This is a genomic window from Qipengyuania sp. SM2507 (genome assembly GCF_053714505.1).
On the sequence record NZ_CM132307.1, the window covers coordinates 1,722,471 to 1,734,922 of the forward strand.

Annotated in this window: 9 protein-coding genes and 1 tRNA gene; 7 read left to right on the plus strand and 3 right to left on the minus strand. The window is 64.2% G+C overall.

The window, feature by feature from the left end; genetic code table 11:
• Positions 1 to 70: 70 nt before the first annotated feature.
• The 7 genes from ACWIKC_RS08400 (at position 71) to ACWIKC_RS08430 (ending at position 7,639) form a co-directional block, all read left to right on the plus strand.
• Entirely contained in the window at positions 71 to 1,384 is a 1,314-nt protein-coding gene (locus tag ACWIKC_RS08400; RefSeq protein ID WP_454597058.1) for a replication-associated recombination protein A, read from the plus strand.
• Positions 1,381 to 2,259, plus strand: coding sequence for a hypothetical protein (locus ACWIKC_RS08405; protein WP_454597059.1), 879 nt, complete (start codon positions 1,381 to 1,383; stop codon positions 2,257 to 2,259). Before ACWIKC_RS08400 ends, ACWIKC_RS08405 begins: the two co-directional genes overlap by 4 nt.
• Positions 2,260 to 2,279: 20 nt before the next feature.
• Positions 2,280 to 2,355: transfer RNA gene (locus ACWIKC_RS08410), tRNA-Thr, on the plus strand.
• Positions 2,356 to 2,658: 303 nt separating this feature from the next.
• Entirely contained in the window at positions 2,659 to 3,879 is a 1,221-nt protein-coding gene (locus ACWIKC_RS08415) for an NADP-dependent isocitrate dehydrogenase (RefSeq protein ID WP_454597060.1), read from the plus strand.
• A gap of 33 nt (positions 3,880 to 3,912) precedes the next feature.
• The gene (locus ACWIKC_RS08420; RefSeq protein ID WP_454597061.1) at positions 3,913 to 5,565 is read left to right on the plus strand and encodes a GNAT family N-acetyltransferase; all 1,653 of its coding nucleotides are present in this window, start codon (positions 3,913 to 3,915) and stop codon (positions 5,563 to 5,565) included.
• 65 nt (positions 5,566 to 5,630) lie between these two features.
• A complete protein-coding gene (locus ACWIKC_RS08425) occupies positions 5,631 to 7,391 on the plus strand; it encodes a cation:proton antiporter domain-containing protein (RefSeq protein WP_454597062.1) in 1,761 nt (586 codons plus the stop codon).
• A 65-nt stretch (positions 7,392 to 7,456) separates the two neighbouring features.
• Positions 7,457 to 7,639, plus strand: a complete 183-nt coding sequence (locus tag ACWIKC_RS08430) for a hypothetical protein (protein ID WP_454597063.1) — start codon at positions 7,457 to 7,459, stop codon at positions 7,637 to 7,639.
• A 10-nt stretch (positions 7,640 to 7,649) separates the two neighbouring features.
• Here the strand turns inward: ACWIKC_RS08430 and alaS are convergent, their stop codons facing one another.
• From alaS to recA, 3 genes are all read right to left on the minus strand, one after another.
• Positions 7,650 to 10,319 carry an alanine--tRNA ligase gene (gene alaS / locus ACWIKC_RS08435; protein WP_454597064.1) on the minus strand — a complete coding sequence of 890 codons (2,670 nt, stop codon included), beginning with the start codon at positions 10,317 to 10,319 and terminating at the stop codon, positions 7,650 to 7,652.
• A 92-nt stretch (positions 10,320 to 10,411) separates the two neighbouring features.
• Positions 10,412 to 11,038, minus strand: coding sequence for a glutathione S-transferase family protein (locus ACWIKC_RS08440; RefSeq protein ID WP_454597065.1), 627 nt, complete (start codon positions 11,036 to 11,038; stop codon positions 10,412 to 10,414).
• Positions 11,039 to 11,279: 241 nt separating this feature from the next.
• Complete coding sequence (gene recA, locus ACWIKC_RS08445) at positions 11,280 to 12,341, minus strand: recombinase RecA (RefSeq protein ID WP_454597066.1); 1,062 nt, start codon at positions 12,339 to 12,341, stop codon at positions 11,280 to 11,282.
• Positions 12,342 to 12,452 lie beyond the last annotated feature (111 nt).

Below are 12,452 nucleotides of genomic sequence, written 5' to 3' on the forward strand. Positions count from 1 at the left end.
CGTCTTCGCAACCTCCTTGCACAAGGGCCACAGCGATGGATTCTCCCAGAGGAAGTCCTACATAGGCGCCATGGCCGATCTCTTCCCCGACACCGTGTCAGATGTGTCAACACCCCCCGCCCGCGCCGACGCCCCGCTCGCCGACCGCCTCCGCCCGGCTGCACTCGGCGAGGTCATCGGGCAGGACCATCTCACCGGCCCCGAAGGCCCCATCGGCCGCATGGTCGCCGCGGGGCGGCTGTCCTCAATGATCCTGTGGGGTCCGCCGGGCACCGGCAAGACGACCATCGCCCGGCTGCTCGCCGACAGTGTCGGCATGCGCTTCGAGAGCGTCAGCGCGGTGTTCTCCGGGGTCGCCGATCTCAAGAAAGCCTTCGCCGCGGCCGACCGCGCCGCCGAGGCGGGCCAGCGGACGCTGCTGTTCGTGGACGAAATCCATCGCTTCAATCGCGCGCAGCAGGACGGCTTCCTCCCCTTTGTCGAGCGTGGCACGGTAACCCTTGTTGGCGCGACCACCGAGAACCCCAGCTTTGCGCTCAACGCCGCGTTGCTCAGCCGCGCGCAGGTGCTCATCCTCCATCGTCTGGGCGCCGCGGCGCTGGGCCAGCTGCTCGACCGCGCTGTAGCGCTCGAGGGGCAACTCCCGCTGACCGACCCGGCGCGCGATGCCCTGGTCGCCAGCGCCGATGGCGATGGGCGGTTCCTGCTCAATCAGGCCGAGACGCTCTACCATGCGCAGCTTGAGCAGCCGCTGGGCCCCGCCGAGCTTGGCCGGTTCCTCCAGCGCCGGGTGGCGGTCTACGACAAGGATCGCGACGGGCATTACAATCTCATTTCCGCTCTCCACAAGGCAGTGCGCGGCTCCGATCCGCAGGCCGCGCTCTACTATCTCGCGCGCATGCTCACCGCGGGCGAGGAGCCGCGTTTCCTCGCGCGGCGACTGGTGCGGATGGCGGTGGAGGATATCGGCCTCGCCGATCCGCAGGCGCTGACCCAGTGCATGGCGGCGCGCGACGCCTACGAGTTCCTCGGCAGCCCCGAGGGCGAGCTGGCGCTGGCGCAGGCTTGCCTCTATCTCGCTACCGCGCCCAAATCGAACGCAGTCTACAAGGCGCAGAAAGCCGCGTGGAAGAGCGCAAAAGAAACCGGCAGCCTGATGCCGCCACCCAATATCCTCAACGCACCCACAAAGCTGATGAAGGACATCGGTTATGGCGCGGGATACGCCTACGATCACAATTCCGAAGAAGGCTTTTCGGGCGACGACTACTGGCCCGAGGAGATGGAGCCGCAAAGCTACTACGAACCCGTCGAGCGCGGCTTCGAGCGCGAGATCGCCAAGCGGATGGACTATTGGGACAAGCTGCGGCGCGAACGCGGGTGAGGCGGTTCTCGCATTTCCTCGCCATCGACTGGTCGGGCGCGAAAGGCGAGCGCCACAAGGGCATCGCGCTGGCGCTGGCCGATGCTCAAGGCGGGCCGCCGGTGCTCGTGGAAGGCAAGCGTGGCTGGAGCCGCGGCGAGGTGCTCGCCATCCTGCGCGACGCATTGCCGCCGGACACGCTGGTCGGTCTCGACCTTGGTATCGCGCTGCCCAGCGCGGATTGCGGCGCCTATTTCCCCGGTTGGACGGGCACGCCGCTCGACGCGCCCGCGCTGTGGGCGCTGATCGATGCGATCGCCGCCGACGAACCGCATCTCGCCGCGAACAGCGTCGTCGCGCATCCCGCAATCCGCCCCTATTTCCGCGACGGCAGCGAAACCGGGGCGCGCTTCGATTGCGACGACGCCGCGCACGGTCGCGGCCGCTTCCGCGTCACCGAGCACGCGCAGGCCGCGATGGGCTGCAAACCCTATTCCAATTTCAACCTCGTCGGCGCGGCGCAGGTGGGCAAATCCTCGCTGACGGGCATGCGGATGTTGCATCGGCTGCGCGGCCATCTGCCGGTCTGGCCTGTCGATCCACTGCTCGACACAGGGTCCGCAATTGTCGAAATCTACACCTCGCTTGCGGCGTGCGAGGCGGGGCGCAGCGCCGGTCGGGCCAAGATGCGCAGCTATGAAGCGTTGAACAAGGCTTTGGCGGCGCTCGACTCTCCAGAAGTCGAAGCCACCGGTCCAATCGACGATCACGCCACCGACGCCCTCCTTGCCGCAGCCTGGCTGCGCGCGGTCGCTGACAACCCACGCCGCTGGAATCCCCCCGGCCTCACCCCGGCGATCGCACGCACCGAAGGCTGGACTTTCGGCGCGGTTTGATTGAAAGGCGCTGGCCGATAGCCGGCTTAGCTCAGTTGGTAGAGCACCTGATTTGTAATCAGGGGGCCAGGGGTTCGAATCCTCTAGCCGGCACCACTACGTGTCGGCCGCCGCGGCACCATAAACCGACCGGAAGCAGCAGCACGCGACGACCTTCCAAAAGAGGCTGGTTCACGGCCCCGTTGAATCACGGCGATTTGGCGTCATTGTCGGAGCGGAGGCCGGCTGATGGCCGAAAGATTGGCCGTGCCCAGCCCGGGTGTGGGTTTCCGGCGCATTCTCTTTCAGACCCAAGACCGCGCCCTAACTGTCGGGCCCCTCGCCTTGCGCCCTCCCCTCGCTCTGCTAAAGCGCGCGGGACTCACTATCCGACTGACATTCTAGACAAGCAGGGCACTCATGCAAAAAATTCAGGTCAAGAACCCGGTCGTCGAACTCGACGGCGACGAAATGACGAAGATCATCTGGGAATGGATCCGCGAGCGACTGATCCTGCCTTATCTCGACATCGACCTGAAATATTACGACCTCTCGATCGAGAAGCGCGACGAGACCGACGACCAGATCACCATCGATGCCGCCAACGCGATCAAGGAACACGGCGTCGGCGTCAAATGCGCCACCATCACGCCGGATGAAGCTCGGGTCGAGGAATTCGGCCTCAAGAAGATGTGGGTCAGCCCCAATGGCACGATCCGTAACATCCTGGGCGGCGTCGTCTTCCGCGAGCCAATCGTGATCGACAACGTGCCGCGCCTGGTCCCCGGCTGGACCGACCCGATCGTGGTCGGCCGCCACGCATTCGGCGACCAGTACCGTGCCAAGGACACGCTGATCCCCGGCAAGGGCAAGCTGCGGATGGTCTTCGAGGGCGAGGACGGCAAGAACATCGATATCGATGTGTTCGACTTCCCCAGCCCGGGTGTCGCGCTGACGATGTACAATCTCGACGATTCGATCCGCGATTTTGCACGCGCCAGCTTCGCCTATGGTCTTGATCGCAAATGGCCGGTCTATCTCTCGACGAAGAACACCATCCTCAAGAAATACGACGGGCGTTTCAAGGACCTGTTCGAGGAAATCTTCGACGCCGAATTCAAGGCTGATTTCGCCAAGGCCGGGATCACCTACGAGCACCGCCTGATCGACGACATGGTCGCCTCGGCGCTCAAATGGAGCGGTAAGTTCGTCTGGGCCTGCAAGAATTACGACGGTGACGTCCAGTCGGATATCGTAGCGCAAGGGTTCGGTTCGCTCGGGCTGATGACCAGCGTGCTGATGACCCCCGATGGCAAGACGGTGGAAGCCGAGGCCGCGCATGGCACCGTGACCCGCCACTACCGCCAGCACCAGGAAGGCAAGGCGACCAGCACCAACCCGATCGCCAGCATTTTCGCCTGGACGCGCGGCCTGATGTATCGCGGCAAGTTCGACGACACCCCCGATGTGGTGCGTTTTGCCGAGACCCTCGAGAAGGTCTGCATCAAAACCGTCGAGGGCGGGCAGATGACCAAGGATCTGGCCCTGCTGATCGGTCCGCAGCAGAACTGGCTCACCACCGAGCAGTTCTTCCAGGCGATCGTCGACAATCTCGAGAAGGAAATGGCGAACTGGAGCTAAGGCTCCAGCCCAGCCTACAGGGAGCTGAATTCAATGGCGAAAGCTCCGAGAACACGCCCTTCGGCTCGCAAGAGCGGCGAGAAGGTCGGCAAGGCGCGGCTGATCGTTCGGCAGGCGATGATCAAGGACATCCGCGGCATCGCCGCGCTGGTGCGCCGCGCCTATGACGATCTGCCCGCCTACAAGCAGAGCGAGATCCGCGGGCAGATCAACAACTTCCCCGAAGGGTGCTTCGTCGCGCTGCTCGACGAGGAAGTCGTCGGCTATTGCGCCTCGATGCAATTGCCCGAGCCGGTGGTCTTCGCGCCGCATGATTGGGACGAAATTTCGGGCAATGGTTATGGTAGCCGCCACGATCCGACCGGCGATTGGCTCTACGGCTACGAAATGTGCGTCGATCCCAAGGTCCGCGGCGTTCGCATCGGGCGGCGGCTCTACGAGGAACGCCGCGCACTGGCCGAGGAGCGCGAACTCACCGGGATCGTGTTTGGCGGCAGGATGCCCAATTACCGCCGCCACCAGCGCAAGGTCGATGGCCCGCAGGATTATCTCGACCAGGTGATTGCGGGCAAGATCCACGATCCGGTGCTGCGCTTCCAGCTTGCAAATGGTTTCGAGGCGGTCGGCATTCTCGAGGGCTATCTGCCCGAAGACAAGCGCTCGGCCGGGAACGCCGTCAAGATGGTCTGGCGCAACCCCTATATCGAGCGCGATACGCCCGTGAAAATGCGCATCCCGCGCGGGGTCGAATCGGTCCGTGTCGCCACCTGCCAACTGCAGGCGCGCGCGGTGAAGGATTACGACGAGTTCCTGCGCGCCATCCGCTATTTCATCGATGTCGCCAGCGACTACGAAGCCGACTTCATCGTCTTCCCCGAGCTCTTCACGCTGATGCTGCTGAGCTTCGAGGAGAAGGAGCTGTCGCCGATGGAGGCGATCGAGCGATTGTCGGAATACACACCGCGCTTGAAGACCGACATTTCGGACTTCGCCATGCGGTACAATATCAATATCATTGCGGGCTCGCATCCTACCCGGATGGATGACGGCGACATTCACAACGTCGCCTATGTCTGCCTGCGCGATGGTTCGGTCCACGAGCAGGAAAAGATCCACCCCACGCCCAACGAGCGTTACTGGTGGAACATCCGCGGTGGCGACAAGATCAACGTCATCCAGACCGATTGCGGCCCGATCGGCGTGCAGATCTGCTACGATTCCGAATTCCCCGAACTGTCGCGCAAGCTGGCCGACGAGGGCGCGCGGATCATCTTCGTCCCCTTCTGCACCGACAGCCGCCAGGGTTATCTGCGGGTCCGCTATTGCGCACAGGCGCGCGCAATCGAAAACCAGTGCTTCGTCGTCATGAGCGGCAATGTCGGCAATCTGCCCAATGTCGCCAACATGGACATCCAGTATGCCCAGAGCTGCATCCTGACGCCGTGCGACTTTCCCTTCGCGCGCGACGGGATCGCCGCCGAGGCGACCGAGAACGTCGAGACGCTGACGATCAGCGACGTCAACCTCGCCGATCTCTCCTGGGCCCGCGCCGAGGGCACGGTGCGCAATCTCGCCGATCGCCGCTTCGACCTCTATCGCATCGAATGGGACGAGGATGGCGACCACCCGGGCAAGACCCGCCCGCGCACCGAACCGCTGGGGCCTCACTCCGTCGGCGGCGGGTGACGCATTTGCGCGAGATGAAACCTGCGCGTGGTGACACGGAGCCGTGCCCCGGCTAGTCGATAGGCATGGCTGGCGAAATCGAAGCAACCCCGATGATGTCCGATGCGCTGGTGATTCTGGGCGCGGCGGGGCTCGTGATCCCGATCTTCACCCGCTTTCGCATCACCCCGGTTATCGGCTTCATCCTGATCGGCATCGCGGTAGGACCCTATGGCCTCGGCCAGCTGGTGTTCGAGCGACCTTGGCTCACCCATATTACCATTACCGATCCGGAGGCGCTGGAGCCCTTTGCCGAGCTCGGCATCATCCTGCTATTGTTCACGATCGGGCTGGAACTGAGTTTCAACCGATTGTGGCAGATGCGCAGGCTCGTCTTCGGACTTGGCGCGCTCGAACTGCTCATCATCGGCACTTTGCTGGCGATTTTTCTCGGGATGATGGGTCAATACTGGACCGGTGCGCTGGCGCTGGGTCTGGCGCTCGCCTTTTCCTCCACCGCGATCGTCCTGCCGATCTCGGGGACCAACAGCCCGGTCGGGCGCGCAGCGCTGTCGATGCTGTTGTTCGAGGACATCATGATCGTCCCGATCATTTTCATTCTGGGCGCCATGGGTCCCACCGCGCAGGCCGAAGGCTGGGAGGGACTGCTCGACACGCTTCTGCTCGGCGCGGCGGTAATTACCGTCCTGCTGGTCGCCGGTAGGATCGCCCTGCCCCGCCTGTTCGCGCAAGCCGCGCGCACCAAGAGTCCGGAGCTGTTTCTCGCCGCCAGCCTGCTGGTGGTGATCGGGGCCAGCCTGGCCACCGCGCTGGCGGGTCTGTCGCCAATCGTCGGCGCCCTGATCGCCGGCCTGCTGATCGCCGAGACCGAATACCACACCGAAGTCGAAGGTATCATCGAACCGTTCAAGGGCCTGGCGTTGGGCATTTTCCTCATCACCGTGGGGATGAGTATCGATCTCACCACGATCTGGGAAAATATCGGCGCGGTTGCCGCTGCCGTGGTGGGTGTGCTGGTTTTCAAGGCACTGGTGACAGGCATGTTGCTGAGGCTGATGGGCGCGCGGCGCTCGACCGCCGCCGAGACCGGTATTTTGATGGCAAGCCCGTCTGAAACCACGCTGATCGTGCTTGCGGCCGCAGGATCGGCATTGCTGATCCAGCCTGGCACTGCGCAGTTCTGGCAGATCGTCACTGCTATAGGGCTCACTGTAACGCCGCTTCTGGCGCGTCTGGGGCGTGTCATTGGGCGCCGGGTCGAAGCGATCCCCGACCTGCCACCCGAGGATGAAGGCGAACCGCGCGTCATCATCATCGGCGCAGGCCGTGTCGGTCGCCTGATCGCGCGGATGCTGGAGAAGCACGGCAAGCCTTATGTTGCACTCGATTCCAACTCCGATCTCATCGCCAGCGCCAAGCGCGCTGGCATTCGTGCCACTTTCGGCGATGCGGCGCGCGGCGCGGCGCTCAGCAAGCTCGGGGTCGAGAACGCGCTGGCGGTGGTGCTTACCATGGACGAACCGGTGCTCGCGCAGCGGCTGGTGGCGCGGCTGCGCAAGGAATATCCCGATCTGCTGATCGTCGCTCGCGCGCGCGACACCCGGCACGCGGCGGAGCTCTATCGAGCCGGGGCCAGCCACGCAGTGCCCGAAGCGCTCGAAGCCTCGCTCCAGCTCAGCGAGGCAGTGCTGGTCGATATCGGGGTCCCCATGGGTCCGGTGATCGCCTCGATCCACGAGAAGCGCGACGAATATCGCGTGCAGATCGAGGAAGAGGGTGCGTTGGGCTACAAACCCAAGCTGCGCACCAGCACCACGCAATCCTGACTCGCCTCAGCCGATCGGTGAACTCTCCGCCACCCCATGCGTTGGGTTGAAAAGGAGAAATCGAAATGGCCGACAACGACCCGACCAAGCCGACCCCGAACAAAGAGAAGTTCAAGCCGCAGAACGTTCAGGATCCGCTCAAGAGCGGCAATGCCGCCAGCAAGCATCGCAACAAGCCGGGCGACACCGGCGGGATGGATATCGAACAGGGCAGCGGCGGCGTGACCAAGGAAACGCCGAGCCGCTAGAGTGCCCGAACTAGGCGGACTGCCTTGCCAATGCCTCGCGCACCGCAGCAATGGCGTCCGCCGCTTTCGCCCCATCGGGCCCGCCCCCTTGTGCCATGTCGGGACGACCTCCGCCGCCTTTGCCACCGAGAGCGGCAACGCCGTCGCGCACCAGCGCCACGGCGTCGATCCGATCGGTTAGGTCGTCGGTGACACCGACGGCGAATGCACCCTTGCCATCGTTGACCGCGCAGATAGCTGCGACGCCCGAGCCCATCCGCTTCTTCGCCTCGTCGAGCAGCGGGCGCAGGTCCTTGGGGTCAAGGCCCTCGATAACCTTGCCTGAAAATGCGATGCCGCCGATGTCTTCGTCTTCGGCTGCGGCAGCACCGCTGCTCGCGCCATCGCCCGATAGCGCCAGCGCGCGCCGCGCTTCGGACAGTTCCTTGTCGAGCTTCTTGCGTTCATCGACCAGGGCCTCGACCCGTGCAGCCGCCTCGTCGGGCGAGGTGCGTAAGATGGCGGCGATCGACTGCAGCGCCTGGTCGCGTTCGGTCAGCCATTGGCGCGCAGCCTCGCCGGTCATCGCCTCGATCCGACGCACACCCGAACTGACCGCGGATTCCGCGACGATCTTGAACAACCCGATGTCCCCGGTCGCATGCACATGGATGCCGCCGCACAGTTCGACCGAGTAGCTCCGGCTGCCATCACGCCTGGTGCCCATCGAGAGCACTCGGACTTCGTCGCTATATTTTTCGCCGAACAGCGCCAGCGCGCCGGCGGCGACCGCGTCGTCGGGGGTCATCAGCCGGGTCTGGACCGCCTCGTTGGCGCGGATCTCGGCGTTGACCTCGGCCTCGACCGCGGCGAGCTCCGCAGCGGCCAGCGGCTTGGGGTGCGAGAAATCGAAGCGGAAGCGGTCGTCGGAGACCAACGATCCCTTCTGGGTAACATGCTCGCCGAGCTGGTCGCGCAGCGCGGCGTGGAGCAGATGGGTCGAGGAATGGTTGGCGCGGATGCGGTCGCGCCGCGTGGCGTCGACCGCGAGGTGGACTGCATCCCCTCGCTTCACGCTGCCCTTGGTCACGTGCCCGATATGGGTGTGCAGCCGCCCGAGCGGCTTGTTGGTGGTCTCGACCGCGATTTCGAGCCCCTCGGGGGTCCATATCCGACCGGCGTCACCCGTCTGGCCACCGCTCTCGCCATAGAAGGGGGTCTGGTTGGTGAGCAGGATCACCGTATCGCCCTCGCTGGCCGATTCGACTTCGGTCCCGTCCCTGACGATGGCGACCACCGCGCCCTCGCCCGTGGTCGAACTGTAGCCGGTGAATTCAGTCGAGCCTTCGCGATCGGCGATGTCGAACCAGACTTCCTCGCTCGCAGATTGGCCCGAACCCTTCCACGCCGCACGCGCCGCCGCCTTCTGCTGCGCCATCGCCGCGTCGAACCCTTCGCGTTCGACCGCGATCCCTCGGCTGCGCAACGCATCCTCGGTGAGATCGTAGGGGAAGCCATAGGTATCGTAGAGCTTGAACGCGGTCTCGCCATCCAGCGTGCCACCCTCGCCCATATCGGCGGTTGCTTCGTCGAGCAGCCGCAGCCCATTGTCGAGCGTCCGGCGGAACTGGGTTTCCTCGCGCTCGAGGACCTCCTCGATCAGCGCCTGACCGCGCTGCAGTTCAGGATAGGCCTGGCCCATTTCCGTGACCAGCGCGGGGACGAGGCGATGCATTAGCGGTTCGGCGGTGCCGAGCAGATGGGCATGGCGCATCGCGCGGCGCATGATCCGCCGCAGCACATAGCCGCGACCCTCGTTGGACGGCAGCACGCCATCGGCGAGCAGGAACCCGGTCGAGCGAAGGTGATCGGCAATCACGCGGTGACTGGCGGTGTTGTCGCCCTGCGCGGCCACGCCGGTCAGGCTTTCGCCCGCCGCGATCAGCGCCTTGAAGGTGTCGGTGTCGTAATTGTCGTGGACGCCCTGCAGCACCGCGGCGATGCGCTCCAGCCCCATACCGGTGTCGATCGAGGGCTTTGGCAGCGCTTCGCGGGTGCCATCGGCCTGCTGCTCGAACTGCATGAAGACCAGGTTCCAGATTTCGACGAAACGGTCGCCATCCTCCTCGGGCGAACCCGGAGGACCACCCCAGATATGATCGCCATGGTCGTAGAAAATTTCCGAGCACGGGCCGCAGGGGCCGGTGTCGCCCATCGACCAGAAATTGTCGCTGGTGGCGATGCGGATGATCCGCTCTTCGGGCAGGCCGCTGATCTTGCGCCATAGCTCGAAGGCTTCATCGTCGGTGTGATAGACTGTCGCGGTCAGCCGGTCGGAGCGCAGGCCCCACTCTTTGGTGAGCAGGTTCCAGGCGTGCTCGATCGCCTGCTCCTTGAAATAATCGCCGAAGCTGAAATTGCCGAGCATCTCGAAGAAGGTGTGATGCCGCGCGGTGTAGCCGACATTGTCGAGATCATTGTGCTTGCCCCCGGCGCGGACGCATTTCTGGCTGCTGGTCGCGCGCGGACTCGGTGGGGTCTCAAGACCGGTAAATGCGTTCTTGAACGGCACCATCCCGGCGTTGACGAACATCAGCGTGGGATCGCTGAACGGCACGAGCGGCGCGGACGCGACCTCGGCGTGATCGGCGGCGGCGAAATAGTCGAGGAAGGACCGGCGGATGTCGTTGGTCGAAGTCATGACGCGCAGTTAGGCAATCGCCGCGCGAGCGACAAGCGCGGAAAGCCGCCTACCGTCATCAAAAGGCCGCGATCGCCACCCCATTATCGACCCTACCAGACGAAATAGGGTCCGCCGCGTTCGCGGGCGCGCTGCCAGGCCGGGCGGGCGTGGATCGCCTCGACGAAGCGCGCAAGCTTGGGTGCGCGCTCGGCATAGCCCTGCATCACCGCAATTTCGGCGGGGAAGCTCATGAGCACATCGGCGGCGGACCAGTCGTCGCCGACGAAATGCAGGCCCTCGCCCAGCTGTCGTTCGGTAAACAGGACATGCGCCTCGAGCTGCTCATCGATCCGCGGCATCAGCGGCGCGGCCGCCTCGCCCAGCCGCGCGCTATAGAGCTTGAGCATGACGGGGACGAAGAAGCTGCTCTCGCCGAACTGCATACATTCGAGAAATTCGACCCATTGCGCGCTGTCGCGTGCCGGGAGCCAGCTCTCGCCGCCATGGCGCTCGCACAGATACTGAATGATCGCGGCGCTTTCCGACACCATCCGGTCGCCGTCCTCGATTACCGGGGATTTGCCGAGCGGATGCGCCTGCTTGAGTTCGGGGGGCGCGAGATTGGTGGTCGCGTCGCGCTGATAGGAGACGATCGTGTAATCGACGCCGAGTTCCTCAAGCAGCCAGAGCACGCGTTGCGAGCGGCTGTTGTTGAGATGATGCACGGTCACGGTCATGGCGGGATTCCTTTGCTGGTTCGGAACGGCCCTAGGCCATGGCGGCGGGCGCGGCCACGGTCATCTCCAGACCGCCAATGGGATCGCAGGGTACGGCACCAGAGGCACGCAGCGAAAAGCCGCCGCGGCAAGGCGTCCTATGGGGACTGGCCTTGCGCACGGCGGCTTTCCGCGTGTCCGGGCGCCGCTTATGGGGACAGCCGAGCGGTGTCGGCTGCGGCGCCCGCTTGAGAAAATGCGATCAGTCCTCAGCGTCAGGACCGGCCATCATCTTCTCGGCGACCTCGTCGGTGCGGCCGCGAATGGCGGCTTCCAACCGGTCGCTAACTTCAGGATTTTCCTTCAGATAGGTCTTGGAGTTCTCGCGACCCTGACCGATCCTGATGCTGTCGTAGCTGAACCAGGAGCCCGATTTCTCGACAATCCCGGCCTTGACCCCGAGATCGAGAATCTCGCCGGTCTTGGAGATGCCTTCGCCATACATGATGTCGAATTCCACCTGCTTGAACGGCGGCGCGACCTTGTTCTTCACCACTTTGACGCGGGTCGAATTGCCGACCACATCGTCGCGATCCTTGATTGCGCCGGTGCGGCGGATGTCGAGCCGGACCGAGGCGTAGAACTTGAGCGCATTGCCGCCGGTGGTGGTTTCCGGATTGCCGTACATCACCCCGATCTTCATCCGCAGCTGGTTGATGAAGATCACCATGCATTTCGAGCGGCTGATCGAGCCGGTCAGCTTGCGCAGCGACTGCGACATCAGCCGGGCCTGGAGCCCGACATGGCTGTCGCCCATCTCGCCCTCGATTTCGGCGCGCGGCACCAGCGCCGCGACCGAATCGATCACCAGCACGTCGATCGCGTTGGAACGGACCAGCGTGTCGACGATCTCGAGCGCTTGCTCGCCTGTGTCGGGCTGCGAGACGATCAGCTCGTCGATATCGACGCCAAGCTTGCGGGCATAGACCGGATCGAGCGCGTGTTCGGCATCGACGAATGCGGCGGTCCCGCCGCCCTTCTGCGCCTCGGCGATGACATGCAATGCGAGCGTGGTCTTGCCCGAGCTTTCGGGCCCGTAGATTTCGACGACCCGTCCCTTGGGAAGACCGCCCACGCCAAGCGCGATGTCGAGCCCGAGCGATCCGGTGGAGATCGACTCGATGTTCATCGTTTCCTTCTGGCCCAGCTTCATCGCCGAGCCCTTGCCGAAGGCGCGATCGATCTGCGCGAGTGCGGCATCAAGTGCCTTTTGACGATCCACGTCGACTTCCTTGTCTTTTACGAGTTTCAGACTTGCCGCCATGACATTCCCTCCTGCGCTTGACCAGAGCCGCTACCGACTCATTTAACAGAGGGGTGTGTACCGCCTTTGTTCCAAAAGAACAAGAGTGGAACGAAGAAATCTTTCAGAAGC

Bases quoted from the DNA above. Each gene is read 5' to 3' on its own strand.
- ACWIKC_RS08400 (WP_454597058.1), top strand. From the start codon at position 71: ATGGCCGATCTCTTCCCCGACACCGTGTCAGATGTGTCAACACCCCCC.
- ACWIKC_RS08415 (WP_454597060.1), top strand. From the start codon at position 2,659: ATGCAAAAAATTCAGGTCAAGAACCCGGTCGTCGAACTCGACGGCGAC.
- alaS (WP_454597064.1), bottom strand. From the start codon at position 10,319: ATGACTTCGACCAACGACATCCGCCGGTCCTTCCTCGACTATTTCGCC.
- recA (WP_454597066.1), bottom strand. From the start codon at position 12,341: ATGGCGGCAAGTCTGAAACTCGTAAAAGACAAGGAAGTCGACGTGGAT.
- ACWIKC_RS08440 (WP_454597065.1), bottom strand. From the start codon at position 11,038: ATGACCGTGACCGTGCATCATCTCAACAACAGCCGCTCGCAACGCGTG.
- ACWIKC_RS08430 (WP_454597063.1), top strand. From the start codon at position 7,457: ATGGCCGACAACGACCCGACCAAGCCGACCCCGAACAAAGAGAAGTTC.
- ACWIKC_RS08425 (WP_454597062.1), top strand. From the start codon at position 5,631: ATGGCTGGCGAAATCGAAGCAACCCCGATGATGTCCGATGCGCTGGTG.
- ACWIKC_RS08420 (WP_454597061.1), top strand. From the start codon at position 3,913: ATGGCGAAAGCTCCGAGAACACGCCCTTCGGCTCGCAAGAGCGGCGAG.